Source organism: Cellulomonas endophytica, from assembly GCF_004123805.1.
GTDB lineage: Bacteria > Actinomycetota > Actinomycetes > Actinomycetales > Cellulomonadaceae > Cellulomonas > Cellulomonas endophytica.
In genome coordinates this window covers 68463-86231 of the sequence record NZ_RWJX01000003.1, presented here as the reverse complement: position 1 = coordinate 86231, position 17769 = coordinate 68463, and the positions used below count along the sequence as shown (strand labels likewise).

The window sequence follows — 17769 nt, the reverse complement described above, 5'->3', positions numbered from 1 at the left end:
TTCCTCCTCGAAGTGTGAGCGGGACGCCTCGTCGCGACCGTGCGAATGAAGCGCTTCAAGAACTGTGCGCCGCTACTGGCGCCGTGTCAAGGGGGACGGGTGCTGTTGACGGCCCTCGGGGCCGGTGGTTCCCTGGGCCGCGTCAACGAAGCGCTTCAATCGACGAGGGCGTCGAGCCGGCCGGGTGGTGCACCCGTGCGGGCCGGCGCGCCCGTCGGTCGATCCCGGCAGAGAGGCCCGGACGTGCACCGACGACCCCACCACCCCGCCCCCTCACCCACCCCACCTCGCCGCACGGACCGGCCCCGCCGGCGTGCGGCGCCCGGCGTCGCGCTGGCGGTGCTCCTGCCCACCGCGCTCGGGGCGGGAGCGCTGCCGGCCGCCGGCGGCACCCCGTCCCCGGCCGTCGCCCGCGTGGCCGCGGCCGCCGACCTGGACGCCTGCCCCTGGATGGACACCACCCTGGACGCGGACGAGCGGACCCGCCTGCTGCTGGACGCCAGCACGCGGCACCAGAAGTACCGGTGGCTGGTGGAGCAGGCGGCCAACGCCCCCGAGCAGACGGTGTTCGGCGGCGTCACCTACCCCGCGCAGGTCCCGTGCACACCGCGCGTGGTCTACACGGACGGGCCGGACGGCGTCCGCTTCACGCCGGGGGTCACGGCCTTCCCCGCGCCGATCGCACTCGCGTCGGCCTGGGACACCGGGCTGGCGCAGGAGAAGGCCGCCGCGCAGGCGGCGGAGGCCTTCGACACGGGCAAGAACGTGGTCCTGGGCCCGGGCCTCGCGAGCGGACGGACGCCCCTGTCCGGCCGCACCGCGGAGTACTTCGGCGAGGACCCGCTGCTCACCGGGCTCCTGACGGCGTCGAGCGTGAACGGCCTGCAGGACGGCGACCCCGAGCGCCCGGTGCTGGCGGACCTCAAGCACTTCGTCGCGAACGAGCAGGAGCTCGACCGCCAGCGGAGCTCCTCCGACCTCGACGAGCGGACGCTGCGCGAGACCTACGCCCTGCCGTTCGAGATCGCGCTGGCCGGGAGCGACCCCGCGAGCATCATGTGCTCGTACAACCAGGTCAACGGGGCCTACGGCTGCGAGAACAGCCTGCTCACGACGCTGCTCAAGGACGAGCTGGGCTTCGACGGCTACGTCGTGTCCGACTTCGGTGCCGTCCACAGCACCGCGCCCTCGCTCGTGAACGGCCTCGACCAGGAGCTCAACCGGCCCGTCTGGTACACCCCCGAGCGGCTCGACGCGGCTGTGGCGGCCGGGCAGATCACGGAGGCGCAGGTCGACGCGGCGGCGGCCCGGGTGGTCCGCTCGTACGTCGCCGGCGGGCTCTTCGACCACCCGCTCCCCGCGGTGCCCTCGACCGACGCCTCGACGCCCGAGCACAAGGCCGTCGCGCTGCGGGCGGCGCAGGAGGGGAGCGTGCTGCTGAAGAACACCGGCGTGCTGCCGCTGGACCTCGCGGAGGGCGCGACGGTCGCCCTCATCGGCCCCACGGCGCGGGCGGAGCGCACGGGCGGCGTGGGCGCCGCCGACGTGTGCAGCATGCCGTGGCGCTTCACCGGCGCCGGGACCCTCCTGTGCGAGGACCTCGTGACGCCGGAGGACGCCCTGCGGGCGCGGGCCGCGGAGGCGGGGGCGACGGTCGTGGTGGACACGGGCGAGGACCTCGCGGCCGCGGCGGCCACCGCGGCGGCGGCCGACGTCGCCGTGGTGCTCGGCCACCAGCGCCTGGGGGAGTTCGCCGACGCGTCCGACCTGCACCTGCAGGGCGGCGGGGACGCGCTCGTCGCCGCCGTCGCGGCGGCCAACGACGACACGGTCGTGGTCCTGCAGACGGGCAGCGCCGTCGAGATGCCGTGGGTCGACGACGTCGACGCCGTGCTCGAGGCCTGGTACGGCGGCGAGCAGGGCGGCCCGGCGATCGCGAGCCTGCTGTTCGGCGACGTGTCCCCGTCCGGACGGCTGCCCATGACCTTCCCGCGCCTCCTCGCGGACACCCCCACCGCCGGCTCGGCGGCGCAGTACCCCGGGACCTTCGCGGACGGCGGCACCGAGCGCCCCGCGGGCTCGGAGGAGATCCGCCGGGTCGACTACGCCGAGGGGCGCGCCGTCGGCTACCGGTGGTACCAGGAGAGGGGCGTCGACCCGCTCTTCGCCTTCGGGCACGGGCTCACGTACACGAGCTTCGCCTACGACGACCTCACGGTCACCCCGCGGAGCACGGACGGCGACCGCGCGCTGCGCGTGCGGTTCCGCCTGACGAACACCGGCGGGCGCGCCGGCACGGAGACCGCGCAGGCCTACGTCACGCTGCCCGGGTCGGCCGGCGACCCCGGCTCCCGGCTCGTCGGGTGGCAGGAGGTGACGCTCGAGCCGGGCGCGTCGCGGTGGGTCGAGATCGTGCTCACCGAGGCCGAGCTCGCCGAGCACCGCGCCCTGCAGCACTGGGACGACGTCACCGAGCGGTGGACGACCGCCGCCGGGCGCTACACGGTCGCCGTGGGCGGCTCGTCGGAGGCGGACCTCACGGCGTCGTTCACCGTGCGCAGCACCCGCGGGCTGGCGGCCGCCCTCGCGGCGCTGCGGGAGGACCGGGCGGTCGCCGGGCCGCTCGCCTTCCTCCTGGCGGAGAACGTCACGGCGGCGCAGCGCCACCTCGACCGCGGCCAGGACGCGGCAGCGGCGCAGCAGCTGACGCGGTTGGTCGAGCGCCTGGCGTCCCCGCCCGCGGGCAGCACCCTCACCGAGGCGGCACGCGCGCGCCTGACCGCGCAGGCCCAGGACGCGCGAGCGGCGCTCACCGGGCCCTGAGCGCCGGACGACGACGGCCCCGCACGCGCGTGCGGGGCCGTCGTCGCATGCCCGGGCGGAGCGGTCCTCCGGCGGCGCACCCGGGCCCGAGGACCGCCCCGACACGCACGAAGGCCCCCCGGACCGTGAGGTCCGGGGGGCCTTCGCAGCCGCTAGGAGATCAGAGCGGGCGGATGTTCGCGGCCTGGAGGCCCTTGGGGCCCTGCTGGACCTCGAACTCGACCTTCTGGTTCTCCTCCAGCGAGCGGTAGCCGCTCGACTGGATGGCGGAGTAGTGGGCGAAGACGTCGGCGCTGCCGTCGTCCGGCGCGATGAAGCCGAAGCCCTTCTCGGCGTTGAACCACTTCACGGTACCGGTGGCCATTATGTGCTCCTCTCGAGCGGTCGGACCGACGACGGGATCGTCACCGGTCGTCACGATGCTTCGTCCGTCTGCTCGGGGAGTCATGCTGACCCGATCGCCGAGGCGGTCGGGACTGACCTTCGAACGACACGTGCACTGCAACGCAGGGAACGCTACACCACCGACCGGTCCTCGCGCTCACCCCTTCGGGTGACGCGTGTCTCGGGGCGGGCGTGACCGTCCCCGGGAGGTGCCGGCCAGACGCCCTGCGGCGAGCGGTACCAGCGCCGTCCGTCGGCGTCCCACCGCCGCGACAGCGCGCCCACGCGCGCGACGAACCCGTCCCAGCCCCGCACCTCCGCCGCCGACCACGCGACCTCCGCGACGGCCGCGAGCCGCGGCAGGAGCAGGTGCATGACGTCGTCGAGGGACCGGACCGTCTCCGACCACAGCGCCGCCTCCACCCCGAGCACGCGGTCGGCGGGCAGCCCGGCCACGAGGTCGAGCGGCTCCCAGTCGTAGGAGTCCCGCAGCTCGACGTACCCGGCCCAGTAGAGGCCGAGCTCGGTCCGCTCGTCGTACTTCATGTCGAGGTAGACCCGCGGCGCGGGGGAGAGCACCACGTGCGCTCCGTCGGCGGCGGCGCGCAGCAGCGTCGTCGGGTCGAGCCGCACGTCCCAGAGCTGCAGGACCGCGCCGGGGCCCAGGTCCGTCCCGGCGGCCTCCTGCCACGCGACCGGCGTCCGGCCCGCCCGGCGCACCTCCCGCGCCGCGACGGCGACGACCGCGGCGTACTCCTCCGCCGGCGCCTCGTGCACCTCGTCGCCGCCGATGTGCACGAACGGCCCGGGGGTCTGCGCGGCCACGTCCCCGAGCACGTCGACGAGGAACGGCTCCGTGGCGGGCAGGTCCGGCCGCAGGCGGCTGAACCCGACGTCGATGCCGGTGTACTCCTGCGTGCGCTCGCCGTCCGGGGACAGCTCGCCGTACGCGTGCAGGGCGGCGTTCACGTGGCCGGGAAGGTCGATCTCGGGGACCACGACGACGCCTCGCTCGCCGGCGTAGGCGACGAGGTCCGCGTACTCGGCCACCGTGTACGCGCCCGGGCGGCCGCCGTCGACCGCCGTGCCCGACGAGCGCTCCACGAGCGCCGGCCGCGACGGGACCTCGAGGCGCCAGCCCTGGTCGTCCGTGAGGTGCAGGTGCAGCACGTTGAGCTTGAGCTCGACCAGCAGGTCCACGACCCGCCGCACGTCCTCCGGCGCCAGGAAGCTGCGCGCGACGTCGAGGCTCAGCCCCCGCCAGCCGAAGCGGGGCGCGTCCTCGACCGTCACGGGGTCGACCTCCCACCCGTTCGCGGCCGGTCGCAGCAGGGCGGCCAGCGTGACGACCCCGTGCAGGAGCCCCGCCGCGTCCTCCGCGCGCACCTCGACGTGGCCCGGCCCCGTCCCGTCGGCGGGGGCGGCCACGGTCAGGCGGTAGGCGCCCGCGACGGGGCCGCCCGGGACGGGGGTGCCGGGGACGGGGGTGCCGGGGACGCCGCCCGCCGGCGGCGGCCCGTCCAGGCGCAGCCGCACGGGGGCCGGACGCACCCGCACGGGGTCGGCGTCCGCGGCGCCCGGTGCGCCGGTCCGCGCACCGGTGCGGGTGCCGCCCGTCGTGCCGGCGAGCACCCGGCGCAGGTGCGCGGCGGCGAGCTCGGCCCCGGGGTCGGCGTCGACGTCGGGGGCGGCCCCCAGCCGCACGACGGCCCCCGGGGGGCCGGGGACCGCGCGGACGGGGGCCGGGACGAGCGGGAGCGGGGTGGGCGGTGCGGCCACGGGGGTCCTCCACGGCGGTGTGGGCGTCGGGCGGCGAGCTCCGCCCGCCCCGGTGCGGGACGGCGGGGAGGTCTTGACGCGAGATAGTAAGGCAGGTCTACTAACAAATGTGACGACGACGCTCCGGCCCACTGCGAAGGTGCTGCCGGAGCACGCCCGGGTGCAGCACCGGTCCATGGTCCTGCAGCGGCTGTTCCACCACGGGCCCGCCTCGCGCGCCGACCTCGCCCGCGCCACGGGCCTCACCCGGGTGACGGTGTCCGACCTGGTCGGGACGCTGCTCGACGAGGGGCTCGTCGGCGAGCTGGGCCCGGCCGCCAGCGAGGGCCGCGTCGGCAAGCCGGCCACCCTGCTGGGCCTGCGGACGGGCGCGTTCCAGATCGTCGCGGTCGACCTCACGGACGACCTCGAGCTCCGCGGCGCGGTCCTGGACCTCGCCGGCACGGTGCTCGAGCGCCGCACGCGGGCCGCGCACGGGCTCGTGGGCGCCGCCGCGCAGGACGCGCTCCTCGACCTGTGCCGCGACCTCGTCGCCGCGGCGACCGCCCCCGTGCTCGGCGTGGGCGTCGCCTCCCCGGGCGTCGTCGACGGCGCCGGCCGCGTCCTCGAGGCGCCGAACCGCGGCTGGCGGGACGTCCCGCTCGCGGCGGAGCTGGCCGCCGCCCTCGACCTGCCCGTGCACGTGGCGAACGACGCCAACGCGGCCGCCCTCGGCGAGCTCACCTACGGCGGGGCCCGCGGGGACGGGCTCCTGGTCGTGACCGTCGGGCTCGGCGTCGGCGTCGGCACGGTGCTCGACGGCCGGCTCGTGCAGGGGGAGCGGCACGCGGCCGGGGAGCTCGGCCACGTCACGGCCGTCGACGAGCGGGACGACGAGCACGCCCCCCTCGGCGCGCCGCGGCCCTGCGCCTGCGGCCGCACGGGGTGCCTGGAGACGGTGCTGTCCGTGCCCGCGCTGCGGGAGCGGGTCGCCGGCCTGCCGCCGGAGCAGCGCCGTGCCGCGCTCGCGGCCGTCGGCCGGCGGCTCGGCATCGTCCTCGCCCCGGTGCTCGGGGCCCTGAACCTCACCGAGGTGGTGCTCGCCGGTCCGGCGGAGCTCCTCGAGGGACCCCTCACGGAGGCCGCGCTGGCCACCGTGCGGAGCCGCACCATGCCGGTCATCGGCGGCGACCTGCGCCTGCGGATGACCACGCTCGACGAGCACGGCGCCCTCGCGGGGGCCGCCGTGCTCGTGCTGTCCGGTCAGCTCGGGGTCTCGTGACCCCGAGCCGACCGTCCTCCGTCCGATCACCATCCGGCGGCGGTGCCGGCCAGCACCGCCACAGCACCAGAGGGGTCACCGACATGACGATGCTACGAACGCAGCGCCGCCGCGTCCTCGCGGGGGCAGGGGCGACGGCGCTCCTCGCCCTCGCGGCCTGCAGCGGCGAGGCCGGGGCCGAGGAGAGCTCCGGCGGCGCCGAGGAGATCACGCTGTGGCTCGCGGGCGGTGACACGCCCCAGGCCCTGCGCGACCACCTCACCGAGACCTTCGAGGCGGAGCACCCCGGCACCCGCCTCGTCATCGAGGAGCAGGACTGGAGCGGGCTCGTCCCGCGGCTGCAGACGGCCCTGGCGTCGGAGGACCAGACCCCGGACGTCGTCGAGATCGGCAACACCCAGGCGCCGACGTTCTCCTACGCGGGCGCCTTCGCCGACCTGACGGAGCTCTCCGAGGAGCTGGGCGGCGAGGACCTGCTGCCCGGCTTCGTCGAGGCCGGCACGGCGGACGGGTCCGTGTACGCGCTGCCGTACTACGCCGGCTCCCGCGCGGTCTTCTACCGCAAGGACCACTTCGCGGCGGCCGGGGTCGAGGTGCCGCGGACGCTCGAGGAGTTCGGGGACGCCGCCGTGGCGCTCCAGGCCGCCAACCCGTCCGGCGAGGAGGGCTACAGCGGGTTCTGGTTCCCGGGGCAGGACTGGTACAACGGCATCGCCTGGGTCTTCAGCAGCGGCGGCGACCTCGCGGTGCAGGAGGGCGGCACCTGGCGCGGCGCGCTGGCGGAGCCCGAGGCCCAGGCCGGGCTGGCGCAGGTGCAGCGGCTCTTCGCCGAGGGCACGAGCGCCCCGAGGGACGCGGACTCCGAGGAGCCGTGGGTGCCCTTCAACAACGGCCAGGCCGCCATGTTCTCCGCGCCGACGTGGGCGCGGTGGAGCATCGACCTGCCGGAGTGCAACCAGGGGGTCGCCGCCGACGACGAGTCGGAGGAGGCGAAGGCGCTGCTCGCCGAGCAGCAGGCCTGCAACGAGGAGAAGACGGGGGTCTTCCCGCTCCCCGGTCCGCAGGAGGGCACGCCCGCGACCGTCTTCGGGGGCGGGTCCAGCATCGCCGTCCCGGCGCTCTCGCAGCACCAGGACCTCGCCCAGGACCTGCTGCGCATCGTCTTCGACGACGAGTACCAGACGATGCTCGCGGAGAACGGGCTCATCCCCGGGAACACCACGTTCGTCGACGCCCTGGGCGACGACCCGTACGCGGCCGCGGCCGTGGCGGCGGCGCTCGACGCGAAGCCCACCCCGCCGGCCGAGAAGTGGGCCGACGTGGAGGGCGACCGCATCCTGGAGGACTTCTTCCAGCAGATCGCGACCGGCACCGACCCGGCGGCGGCCGCCGCCGAGGCGGACAGGCTCCTCACCCGGACGCTCGGCTGACGCGCCCGGGGCGGCGGGTGACCGACCGCCGCCCCTGCGCCGCCCGGCCGCCGTCCGCCGCCGCACCCCGCCCGCCCCGCCCCTCGTCCCGCCCGGACCCGACGGAGCCCCCGATGCCCCTCGCCCCCCCGGAGGCCGCCGTGCCCGCGCCGGCCGTCCCGCCCACGGGCCCGTCGCCGCCCGTGCCGGCCGCCCGTCGCCGCCCGCGCCGGCGGCGCGCGCCCGGCCCCCCGCTGCTGCTCCTGCCGGCCCTCGTGCCGATCGTGGTCGGGCTGGGCTACCCGCTCGGCCGGCAGCTCGTCCTGTCCTTCCAGGAGTACGGGCTCGCGCAGCAGTTCGGCCGGCCGGCCGAGTGGGTCGGCCTGCGCAACTACGCCGAGCTGCTCTCCGACCCGTACGTGTGGACGGTCATGGGCCGCTCGGTCGCGTTCTGCCTCGTCAACGCCGGGCTCACGATGGCCCTCGGCGCGGCGCTCGCGCTGCTGCTCCAGCGGGTCGCGCGGCCGGCGCGGGTCGTGCTCCAGGTCGCGCTCCTGCTCGCCTGGGGCACCCCGGTCCTGGCGACGATGACCGTCTGGCAGTGGCTCTTCGACACCCAGTACGGCGTCGTCAACTGGGTGCTGTCCGGCCCGCTCGGGTTCGAGGGCATGCGGGCGCACTCCTGGCTCGTCGAGCCCCTGTCCTTCTACGCGGTGGCCACCGTCATCGTCGTGTGGATGTCGGTGCCCTCCGTCGCCTTCAACCTGCACGCGGCGCTGCTCCAGGTGCCGGCCGAGACGATGGAGGCCGCCCAGCTCGACGGGGCCGGCCCCGCGCAGCGCTTCTGGCGCGTCACCGTGCCCATGGTGCGGCCCGTGCTCCTCGTCGTGGCGCTGCTCCAGGTCATCTGGGACCTGCGCGTCTTCACCCAGGTCCACGTCCTCCAGCGCGGCGGCGCCCCGACGCGCGACACGCACCTGCTCGGCACCTACATCTACTCCCTGGCGAAGGAGTTCTCCGTGGCCGGCGCGATGGCGACGATCATGCTCGTGCTCACGCTCGCCCTCACCGCGTTCTACCTGCGGTCCGTCCTGCGGGACGAGGAGCTGTGAGGCGCCGCGCGCTCGCCGGGCGGCTGTGGGCCCTGCTCGCCCTGGTCCTCGCCGCGCTGTGGGCCTTCCCCGTCTACTGGATGGTGCAGAGCGCCTTCCTCCCGACGAACCGCCTCAGGGCGCCCGACCCCTCGTTCCTCCCGCTCGGCGGGGGGCTGGCCAACTTCCGGCGCGTGCTCGACGACGCCTCGTTCCTCACGGCCTTCCGCGTCTCGCTCGCGGTCACGGCGCTCACCCTGGTGGCCGCGGTGCTGTTCGCCTTCCTCGCCGCGCTGGCGATCAGCCGCTACCGCTTCCGCGGCCGGCGCTCCTTCGTGCTCGCCGTGCTCGTCGTCCAGATGATCCCGGCGGAGGCGCTGTTCATCTCCCAGTACGCGGTCCTCGACGACTGGGGCCTGCTCAACCGCGCCGCGGGCCTGGCGCTGGTCTACGTCGCGGCGATCCTGCCGTTCACCGTGTGGATGCTGCGGGGCTTCGTCGCCGGGGTGCCGGTCGAGCTCGAGGAGGCCGCCATGGTCGACGGGCTCTCGCGCACGGGGGCGTTCTTCCGCATCACGTTCCCGCTGCTGGCGCCGGGGCTCGTCGCCTCGGGCGTGTACGGCTTCCTCCAGGCGTGGAACGAGTACACGCTCGCCCTCGTGGTGATGACCGAGCCCGGGCAGCGCACGCTGCCGCTGTGGCTGCAGGGCCTCGTCGAGGCGAACCGTGCGACGGACTGGGGGCTGGTCATGGCCGGCTCCACGCTCATCGCCGTGCCCGTGATCGTGTTCTTCCTCCTCGTGCAGCACCGGCTGACGGCGGGCCTGGTCTCCGGCGCGGTGAAGGGGTGACGGCACTGGAGGCGGTGCCGGGCCCGCGCGTGCCCGGTGCGCTGCCGCCCGGCCCCGGGGGCGCGGCCGGCTGGCACGCCGGCCTCGACGTCGGCGGCTCCAAGGTGCTCGCGGTGCTGCTCGAGGACGGGCTGCTGCGGCGGACCGTGCGGGTGCCCTCGCGACCCGGGGTGACGGGGGTCGTGGCGACGGCCGCCGACGCGGTGGGGCGGCTCTGCGCCGCGGAGGGCCTGGCGCCGGGGGTGCTCGCGTCCGTCGGCGTGGGGCTGCCGGGGGTGGTCGACGCCGCGGCCGGCACCGTCGCGCACGCGGTGAACCTCGGCCTGGAGGACGCGGCGCCCGTCGCGCACCTGCTGGGGCAGGCGCTCGGCGGCGTGCGGGTGGCGCTGGAGAACGACCTCAACGCCGCGGCGCTCGGGGCCGCCCGGGTGCTCGGGCTGCGCGGGGACCTGGCGTTCCTCTCGCTCGGCACCGGGCTGGCCGCCGGCCTGCTCCTCGACGGACGCCTGCGCCGGGGCCACCGCGGCGCCGCGGGGGAGGTCGGGCACCTGCCCTACCGCCCCGACGGGCCCGTGTGCCCCTGCGGGCAGCGCGGCTGCCTCGAGCTGTACGCCTCGGGGTCGGCGCTCGCGGCCGCCTGGCCGAGCCGGACGGGCCGGCCGCCGGCGCAGGAGGTGTTCGCCGCCGCGTCGCAGGGGGACGCGGCGGCGGGCGGGGTCCGCGACCGGTTCGTCGACGCCGTCGCGGCCGCCGTCCTCACGCTCGTGCTCACGTGCGACGTGGAGCACGTCGTCGTCGGGGGCGGGGTGGCGCAGCTGGGGCAGCCGCTCCTCGTCGCGCTCGAGGTGGCGCTGCGTGCCCGGACGGCCACCTCGCCGTTCCTGGCCAGCCTCGGCGTCGCCGACCGGGTCCAGGTCGTGCGCCCCGAGCTCCTCGTCGCGCCCATCGGGGCGGCCCTGGCCGCCGCGGAGGGCACGGGCGAGGCCGTGGCGGCGGTGGGCTGATGGAGGTCGTCGTCGTCCCCGTCGCGGAGGCGGCCCGGCTGGCGGCCGACGCGGTCGAGGCGGTCCTGCGCACCCGGCAGCGGCCCGTCCTCGGGCTGGCCACCGGCTCCTCCCCGCTGGCCCTCTACGACGAGCTGGCCCGCCGGCACGCCGACGAGGGCCTGTCCTTCGCGCACGCCCGCGGGTTCCTCCTCGACGAGTACGTCGGGCTGCCGCCGGGCGACCCCGAGCGCTACCGGGCGGTCGTCGGGCGCGAGCTCGTCGCGCGCACGGACCTGCCGCCGGACGCCGTGCTCGGCCCCGACGGGGACGCCGCCGACCTGCCCGCCGCGTGCGCCGCCTACGAGCGGGCGATCGCGGACGCGGGCGGCGTCGACCTCCAGGTGCTCGGCATCGGCACGGACGGGCACGTGGGCTTCAACGAGCCCGGCTCCTCCCTCGCCTCGCGCACCCGCGTGAAGACGCTCGCGGAGCAGACGCGGCGGGACAACGCGCGGTTCTTCGGCGACGACCCCGCGGCCGTCCCCGCGCACGTCCTCACGCAGGGCCTGGCGACGATCCGCGACGCACGGCACCTCGTGCTCCTCGCCGCGGGCCCGGCGAAGGCGGCGGCGGTCGCGCAGCTCGTCGAGGGACCCGTGAGCGCGCGCTGGCCGGCCACCGTCCTCCAGCTGCACCCGCACGTCACCGTGCTCGTGGACGAGGCGGCGGCCGCGCGGCTCGAGCTCGCCGAGCACTACCGGGCGACCTGGCGTGGCAAGCCGGCGTGGCAGGGCCTGTGACGCGACGCCGGACGGGTGGTCAGGCCCGGCCCGCGGCCGGCCCGAAGCGCGCCAGCACCCACTGCTCCACGAGCTGCGCCACCGTGTAGAGGACCAGCGAGGCCAGCGTCACGACGACGACGAGCGCCCACACCTTCGTGTTCTGGGCACGCCCGACCGCCGAGACGACCCCGTAGCCGATGCCGCCGCCGGTGGCGAGCCACTCCGCGATGAGGGCGCCCGTGATCGCGCCCGGCACGGAGATGCGCACGGCCGCGAAGACGGACGGCAGCGCCGCGGGGAGCTGGACGAGCCGCAGCACGGTCCGCGGCCCGCCGCCGAGCACCGTGACGACGTCGCGGATGCCCGGCGGCGACGAGCGCAGCCCCAGCACGATGGTCACGAGCGCGGGGAAGAGCACGACGATGCCGCTCATCACCGCCACGGACGCCACGCCCCGGCCGACGAGCAGGATGATGACCGGCGCCATCGCGATGAGCGGCACGGACCGGAAGAGCATCGCCACGGGCAGGATCGCGCCCTCCGCCCCGCGCGAGAGCACCATCGCGGCCGCGAGCAGCAGCGCCGCGGCCATGCCGGCGACGAAGCCGATGGACGCGTCGAGGAGCGTGCGCCCCAGCAGGTCGAGCACCTCGGCGCGGTTCACCGCCGCATCGGGGTCGGTGACGAGGTACTCCCACACCTGGGCCGGGCCCTTGCCGACGTAGGGCGAGACGTCGAAGGCCGCGAGCAGGCCCGTCCACGCCGCGAGGACGACGGCGCCGGTGACGAGGGCGTCGAGCAGGACGCGGCCCGTGCGCCGCAGGGCGGGGTGGGCTCGCGGGGCGCGCCGCGCCTCGTCGAGGGGCCGGGGGACGGCGGTGGCGCTCACGCGGCACCCCCGGCGGCGGCCGTGGCGACGGCGCCGCCGGACGTGCCCGAGGACCACGGCGTGGCGACCCGCGCGAGCGCGGCGAAGAGCGCGTACCCCGCGCCGGCGAGGAGCGCGCAGACGAGCGCGATGGCCCAGGCCCGCTCCGCGTTCAGGGACTGCCCGGCGTTGACGAGGGCCGGCCCGACCCCGCGGTCGACCCCGCCGATGTACTCGCCGAGGATCGCGCCGAGCAGGGCCGCCGGTGCGGCGATCTGGAGCGCCCCGAGGACGTGCGGCAGCGCCGCGACGAGCCGGACGCGCACGAGCTGCTGCCACCGCCCGCCGCCGAGGACCGTCACCACGTCGAGCGCGGCCGGGTCGGCCGAGCGCAGCCCCAGGACCGCCCCGACGACCGTGGTGAAGAAGACCGACAGCGCCGCGAGGACCACCGCGGTGCCGGACGGCTCCCCGCTCGGCGGCGGGCCGATGACGACGTAGAGGATCGGCGTGATCGCCACGAGCGGCAGGCAGTAGGACAGGACGGCGAGCTGCAGGACGAGCCGCTCGAGCGCCGGGACGAGCAGGACGAGGGAGGCCAGGGCCAGCGCCACCCCGTTCCCGACGAGAAACCCGCGCACGGCCTCCTCGACGGTGACGGACAGGTTGGCGGCGTAGAACCCGAACCCGTCCTCGACGAAGCCGCCGAGCACCCCGGCCGGCGTCGGCATCGTCGTGCCGGCCAGCACGGTGAGGGCCGCGAGCCACCACAGCCCGACGAGCCCGAGCACGCCCGCGGCACCCGGCGCCCAGCGGCGCGCGAGGGCCGCCGCCCGCGGGCCGGCCGTCACGCCCCGCCGCCGAAGAGCAGGTCGGAGGCGTGGTCGTGCAGGGCGTGGAACTCCGGCGTGCGCATCATCTCCGGGGTGCGGGGGCGCGGCAGGTCGACCTCGACGACCTCCTTCACGCGGCCCGGGCGCGGGCTCATGACCGCCACCCGGTCGGAGAGGAAGATCGCCTCGGAGATGCCGTGGGTGACCATGAGCGTCGTCGCCGGCTTCTCCGTCCAGATCCGCAGGAGCTCGAGGTTGAGCCGCTGGCGGGTCATGTCGTCGAGCGCGCCGAACGGCTCGTCGAGCAGGAGCACCGACGGCTGCACGACGAGCGCCCGCGCGATGGACACGCGCTGGCGCATGCCCCCCGAGAGCTGCGCGGGCTTGGCCCGCTCGAAGCCCTCGAGCCCGACGAGGCGCACGAGGTCGGCGACGAGCGCGTCGTCGGGCCGCGTGCCCGCGACCTCGAACGGCAGCCGGATGTTCGCCACGACGCTGCGCCAGGGCAGCAGCGCGGAGTCCTGGAAGGCGATGCCGAGCGCGTGCTCGCCCCGCAGCTCCAGCGGCGTGCGGCCCTCGACGAGCGCCGTGCCGGTCGTCGGGGTCTCGAGGCCCGCGAGGATGCGCAGGATCGTCGACTTGCCGCAGCCCGACGGGCCGAGCAGCGACAGGAAGCTGCCCTTGTCGGTGAAGAGGGTGGTGTCGGCCAGGGCCGTCACCTGCCGGCGCCCGGAGCCGAAGGTCTTGCCCAGGCCGTCGAGCCGCACGCCGGTGCCCAGCGACCCCGGGGCGGGGACGCGGGCACCGGCGTCGTGCCGCAGGTCGGTCACGTGGTCACTCGGCCAGCTCGGGCTGCTCCTCGAGCAGCTCCGTCAGCAGGCCGAGGTCGAACAGGTCCTCCGCGGCCAGGTCGATCCCGGCGGCCGAGAGCGTCGCGAGGTTCTGCTCGACGAGCTCGTCGGAGATCGTGAAGAGCCCGTTGGCCTCCGTCTCCTCCGTGACGATGAGCGTCTCGGCCTGGACCGTCGCCTGCTGGACCTCCTTCTCGAGGTCGAGGTCGAGGTCCGTCCCGTACTCCTCGACGGCCAGGCGCGCGCCCTCCGCGGGGTCGGCGACCGCGTCCTTCCAGCCGCGGATCTCGGCCTCGAGGAACGCCTTCACCTTCTCCGGCTCCTCCGCGATCATCTGGTCGGTCGTCACGACGGACTCCGCGACGAAGGGCAGGCCGTTGTCGGCGAACAGCAGGTTCGTCACCGCGTTCCCCTCGGACTCCACGGTGATGGCCTCGTTCGTCACGTAGGCGAGGAAGCCGTCGACCTCGCCGTTGACCAGCGGCGACGGGTCGTACTCGACCGGCACCTTCGTCACGTCGGCCGGGTCGATGTCGTTCACGGCGAGCAGGGCGTCGAAGAGGGCCTCGTTCGGGCCGGCCTGGACGCCGATGCGCTTGCCGACGAGGTCCTCCGGCGTGGCGATGTCCCCGCCGTCGGCGAGGGACAGGATCGTGAAGGGGTTCTTCTGGAAGGTCGTCCCGACGATCTTCAGCGGGGCGTCCTCCTCGGCGACGACCTGGCCGACGGACACGGCGTTGGACAGCCCGAAGTCGGCGCCGCCCGACAGGACGATGGACTCCGTCGCGCCCGGGCCGGCGTTGAGGGTGACCTCGGAGAAGCCGGCGTCGGCGTAGTAGCCCTTGCTGTCCGCGAAGAACTCGCCCGCGAACTCCGCGTTCTTGACCCACGAGAGCTGGACGGTCAGGGGCCCGAGGTCGGCCGTCCCGGCGCTGCCGCTCGCGTCGTCGGACCCCGGCTCCGCCCCGGCGTCCGAGGACGAGCACGCCGTCAGCACGAGCGCGACGGCGGCGCCGAGCGCGACCACGACGGGGCGTCGGCGGGCGGGCCGGCGGGGGTGCAGGGGGAGGGACATCGGCGCTCCGGGGAGGGACGTGCGCACGCGGGCGCAGGCGGGTCGGCGGCGTGCGGGTCGTGCACCGCCGCGGCGACGGTAGGCAGGCCCCGTGTCGGCGCCGGTGCGCGGGCGTTTCGGCGGTGTGAACGCGGGCCGGCGGGGGTCACGATCCGGTCACGGCGTAAAGGCGTGGTGCGGCGCGGGGCCGGGGTCCTAGCGTCGCGGGCATGCGGACCACGGCCGGCGCGGACGGCCTCTGGCGCGTCGTGCGCGGCGACCGGGGGGCGGTGCTCGTCGTGCCCGCGGCCGCCGGCGCGAGCGGCGCGACCGGCGCGGGGGAGGGCCTGCACGGGGGCGCGGAGGCCGGGCTCCCGTCCACCGCCCCCGAGCGGGTGCCGCTCGACCGCGACGGGCTCGTGCCGGGCGCCGACGGCGAGCGGGTGCCCCCGGTCGTCGGCGACCTCGTCCTCCGCGACGCCGACGGCCTCCTCCTTGCGGTGGCCCCGCGGCGCACCGCGCTCGTCCGCGACAGCGCCGGGCGGACGTCCCGGACGCAGGTGCTGGCGGCCAACGTCGACGTGGTGCTCGTCGTGGAGCACCTCGACCCCGACCCCGACCTCGGGCGGGTCGAGCGGCTCCTGACCCTGGCGTGGCGGTCGGGTGCGCGCCCGCTCGTCGTGCTGACGAAGGCCGACCTCGTGCCCGACCCGGCCGGCATGACGGCGGACGTGGCGGCGGTCGCGCTCGGCGCGGAGGTCCTCGCCGTGAGCGTCCCGCGCGACGAGGGGCTGGGCCCGCTGCGCGCGCTGCTCACGCCCGGCACGACCCTCGTGGCGGTCGGGCCGTCGGGCGCCGGCAAGTCGACGCTCGTCAACGCGCTGGCCGGGCAGGAGGTCATGGCGACGGGCGCCCGCCGCGCCGACGGCCGGGGCCGGCACACCACGACGCACCGCGAGCTCGTCGCCCTGCCCGGCGGGGCGCTCCTCGTCGACACCCCGGGGATCCGGGGCGTCGGCCTCGTGGCGGACGACGCCGCGCTGGAGCGCTCCTTCGCGGACGTCGCCGACCTCGCCCTCGGGTGCCGCTTCGCCGACTGCGCGCACGCGTCCGAGCCCGGGTGCGCGGTGCGGGCCGCGCTGGAGGACGGCGCGCTCGACCCCGGACGCCTGGAGCGGTGGCGCCGGCTCCGGCGGGAGGCCGCGCACCAGGCCCGGCGCGAGGACGCCCGCCTGGCCGCGGAGGAGCGGGCCCGCGTGCGGCGGCTGACGCGCGAGCACCACCGGGTGGCGCCCCGCCGCTGAGGCCGTGCGGGTGCGGGCGCTCCCGGGTTCACGGACGCTGGGGATGCCGCGCCGACCGGCGCCCGTGCCCGGAGGAGGACCATGACCGCCGCCCCGCCCGCCCCCCGGCGCCCGCACGCACCGGAGCCGTCGCCCGCGCCCGGGTCCTCGTTGCCCCGCGCGTCGGTGGCCGAGACGGCCCGCGTGATGGCCGAGGTCGTCGTGCCGCTGCTCGCCCGGGGCGTGCTCGTCCGCCGGCCGGCGGCGGAGGGCCTGGCGGAGCGGCTCGACGCCGACGCCCGGGCGGTCCGGCTGCTCCAGGGCCTGCGCCGACGGCACGGGGACGGGCCGCTGCGGCTGCGCGTGCCGGGGCGGCGCATGGTCGTGCTCCTCGCGCCGGGGCACGTGCACCGCGTGCTCGAGGGCACTCCGGTCCCGTTCACGCCCGCGACGCGGGAGAAGCGGGCCGCCCTGGGCCACTTCGAGCCCGAGAACGTGCTGGTGTCGAGCGCCTCCGACCGGGCGGTGCGGCGCCCGTTCCACGACGCGGTCCTCGACAGCGCGAGCCCCGTGCACCACGGCGCGGGCCCGCTCGTGCGCGCGGTCGTCGACGAGGCGGACGGGCTCCTGGCCGACGCCGGCCGCGCCGGGGGCCTGGGGTGGGACGACTACGTGGCGCACTGGTACCGGGCCGTCCGGCGGCTCGTGCTCGGCGACGGCGCGGCGGACGACGCGGCGCTCACCGACGACCTGCGCCGCCTGCGGGCCGCCGGCAACTGGGCCTTCCTGCACCCCCGGCGGCACGCGCTCCGTGCGGACGTGCTGCGGCGCCTCGAGGCGCACCTGAGCCGCGCCGAGCCGGGCAGCCTCGCCGCGCACGCCGCCCGGTTCCCCGCCACCCCCGGGCTGGAGCCCGCGCAGCAGGTGACGCAGTGGCTGTTCGCCTTCGACGCCGCGGCGTGGGCGGGCGTGCGGGCCCTGGCGCTGCTCGCCGCGCACCCCGCGCACGCGGCCCGGGTCCGGGGCGAGCTGGCCGGGCGCGACCTCGCCGTCCCCCAGGACCTGCCGCTCCTGCGCGCCACGGTGCTGGAGTCCGTACGGCTGTGGCCGACCACGCCCGCGGTGCTGCGCGAGTCCGTGGAGCGGACGCGGTGGGAGGGCGGGCCCGTGCCGCCCGGCACGAGCGTCCTCACCTACGCGCCGCTCTTCCACCGGGACGACGAGCACCTGCCGCAGGCGCACGCCTTCGCACCGGGCCTGTGGGACGAGCGCGACGGCGGTGCGGCCGCCGGGGACTGGCCGCTCGTGCCCTTCAGCGCCGGCCCGGCCGCCTGCCCCGGACGCAACCTCGTCCTGGAGACGACGAGCACCTTCCTGGGGCGGCTGCTCCAGCACCACGACCTGCCCCTGGCGGACCCGTCGCGGATGGTGGAGGGGGCGCCGCTGCCCGGCAGCCTCAGCCCCTTCACGTTGCGGTTCGACGTGCGCGCCCGCGGCTGACGCGGGGAGGATGG

15 protein-coding genes are annotated in these 17769 nt (G+C 76.8%); 9 read left to right on the top strand and 6 right to left on the bottom strand.

All coding sequences use genetic code 11. The features are described from left to right. Window positions 1–243: 243 nt before the first annotated feature. Window positions 244–2823, top strand: coding sequence for a glycoside hydrolase family 3 C-terminal domain-containing protein (locus EJA20_RS01760; protein ID WP_205687311.1), 2580 nt, complete (start codon window positions 244–246; stop codon window positions 2821–2823). A 160-nt stretch (window positions 2824–2983) separates the two neighbouring features. On the opposite strand, the gene cspE is transcribed toward EJA20_RS01760, so the two are convergent. Together cspE and EJA20_RS01750 are read right to left on the bottom strand one after the other, a co-directional pair. Then, window positions 2984–3187, bottom strand: a complete 204-nt coding sequence (gene cspE / locus EJA20_RS01755; RefSeq protein ID WP_129336453.1) for a transcription antiterminator/RNA stability regulator CspE — start codon at window positions 3185–3187, stop codon at window positions 2984–2986. A gap of 152 nt (window positions 3188–3339) precedes the next feature. Beyond that, window positions 3340–4986 carry a family 20 glycosylhydrolase gene (locus EJA20_RS01750; protein ID WP_205687310.1) on the bottom strand — a complete coding sequence of 549 codons (1647 nt, stop codon included), beginning with the start codon at window positions 4984–4986 and terminating at the stop codon, window positions 3340–3342. 109 nt (window positions 4987–5095) lie between these two features. Here EJA20_RS01750 and EJA20_RS01745 point away from each other — a divergent pair, with 109 nt between their 5' ends. The 6 genes from EJA20_RS01745 to nagB all read left to right on the top strand — a co-directional run bounded on the left by EJA20_RS01745 (window position 5096) and on the right by nagB (window position 11384). Continuing rightward, a complete protein-coding gene (locus EJA20_RS01745) occupies window positions 5096–6247 on the top strand; it encodes an ROK family transcriptional regulator (RefSeq protein WP_240674881.1) in 1152 nt (383 codons plus the stop codon). Between the two features lie 83 nt (window positions 6248–6330). Beyond that, window positions 6331–7677, top strand: a complete 1347-nt coding sequence (locus EJA20_RS01740; protein ID WP_240674880.1) for an extracellular solute-binding protein — start codon at window positions 6331–6333, stop codon at window positions 7675–7677. A 113-nt stretch (window positions 7678–7790) separates the two neighbouring features. Continuing rightward, on the top strand, window positions 7791–8768 hold the full coding sequence (locus EJA20_RS01735) for a carbohydrate ABC transporter permease (protein ID WP_129336451.1): 978 nt from the start codon (window positions 7791–7793) through the stop codon (window positions 8766–8768). Then, a complete protein-coding gene (locus EJA20_RS01730) occupies window positions 8765–9598 on the top strand; it encodes a carbohydrate ABC transporter permease (RefSeq protein ID WP_240674878.1) in 834 nt (277 codons plus the stop codon). The genes EJA20_RS01735 and EJA20_RS01730 overlap by 4 nt, the downstream gene beginning before the upstream one ends. Continuing rightward, complete coding sequence (locus EJA20_RS01725) at window positions 9595–10602, top strand: ROK family protein (protein WP_240674877.1); 1008 nt, start codon at window positions 9595–9597, stop codon at window positions 10600–10602. The genes EJA20_RS01730 and EJA20_RS01725 overlap by 4 nt, the downstream gene beginning before the upstream one ends. Then, the gene (gene nagB, locus EJA20_RS01720) at window positions 10602–11384 is read left to right on the top strand and encodes a glucosamine-6-phosphate deaminase (RefSeq protein WP_129336450.1); all 783 of its coding nucleotides are present in this window, start codon (window positions 10602–10604) and stop codon (window positions 11382–11384) included. The genes EJA20_RS01725 and nagB overlap by 1 nt, the downstream gene beginning before the upstream one ends. A 19-nt stretch (window positions 11385–11403) precedes the next feature. Here nagB and EJA20_RS01715 read toward each other — a convergent pair whose 3' ends face one another. Genes EJA20_RS01715 through EJA20_RS01700 form a run of 4 tightly spaced genes read right to left on the bottom strand, consistent with a single transcriptional unit; the run spans window position 11404 to window position 14993 of the window. Next, entirely contained in the window at window positions 11404–12255 is an 852-nt protein-coding gene (locus tag EJA20_RS01715) for an ABC transporter permease (protein ID WP_129336449.1), read from the bottom strand. Next, complete coding sequence (locus EJA20_RS01710; RefSeq protein WP_129336448.1) at window positions 12252–13085, bottom strand: ABC transporter permease; 834 nt, start codon at window positions 13083–13085, stop codon at window positions 12252–12254. Before EJA20_RS01710 ends, EJA20_RS01715 begins: the two co-directional genes overlap by 4 nt. Then, the gene (locus EJA20_RS01705) at window positions 13082–13897 is read right to left on the bottom strand and encodes an ABC transporter ATP-binding protein (RefSeq protein WP_129336447.1); all 816 of its coding nucleotides are present in this window, start codon (window positions 13895–13897) and stop codon (window positions 13082–13084) included. The genes EJA20_RS01710 and EJA20_RS01705 overlap by 4 nt, the downstream gene beginning before the upstream one ends. 4 nt (window positions 13898–13901) lie before the next feature. Then, window positions 13902–14993, bottom strand: coding sequence for an ABC transporter substrate-binding protein (locus EJA20_RS01700; protein ID WP_129336446.1), 1092 nt, complete (start codon window positions 14991–14993; stop codon window positions 13902–13904). Window positions 14994–15202: 209 nt separating this feature from the next. Here EJA20_RS01700 and rsgA point away from each other — a divergent pair, with 209 nt between their 5' ends. Then, the gene (gene rsgA, locus EJA20_RS01695; RefSeq protein ID WP_129336445.1) at window positions 15203–16276 is read left to right on the top strand and encodes a ribosome small subunit-dependent GTPase A; all 1074 of its coding nucleotides are present in this window, start codon (window positions 15203–15205) and stop codon (window positions 16274–16276) included. Window positions 16277–16357: 81 nt separating this feature from the next. Beyond that, a complete protein-coding gene (locus EJA20_RS01690) occupies window positions 16358–17755 on the top strand; it encodes a cytochrome P450 (protein WP_129336444.1) in 1398 nt (465 codons plus the stop codon). Window positions 17756–17769: the final 14 nt, after the last annotated feature.

Excerpts from the sequence above, each read along its gene's own strand:
- EJA20_RS01690 (WP_129336444.1), top strand. The coding sequence starts at position 16,358 with ATGACCGCCGCCCCGCCCGCCCCCCGGCGCCCGCACGCACCGGAGCCG.
- EJA20_RS01735 (WP_129336451.1), top strand. The coding sequence starts at position 7,791 with ATGCCCCTCGCCCCCCCGGAGGCCGCCGTGCCCGCGCCGGCCGTCCCG.
- EJA20_RS01700 (WP_129336446.1), bottom strand. The coding sequence starts at position 14,993 with ATGTCCCTCCCCCTGCACCCCCGCCGGCCCGCCCGCCGACGCCCCGTC.
- rsgA (WP_129336445.1), top strand. The coding sequence starts at position 15,203 with ATGCGGACCACGGCCGGCGCGGACGGCCTCTGGCGCGTCGTGCGCGGC.
- EJA20_RS01740 (WP_240674880.1), top strand. The coding sequence starts at position 6,331 with ATGACGATGCTACGAACGCAGCGCCGCCGCGTCCTCGCGGGGGCAGGG.
- cspE (WP_129336453.1), bottom strand. The coding sequence starts at position 3,187 with ATGGCCACCGGTACCGTGAAGTGGTTCAACGCCGAGAAGGGCTTCGGC.
- nagB (WP_129336450.1), top strand. The coding sequence starts at position 10,602 with ATGGAGGTCGTCGTCGTCCCCGTCGCGGAGGCGGCCCGGCTGGCGGCC.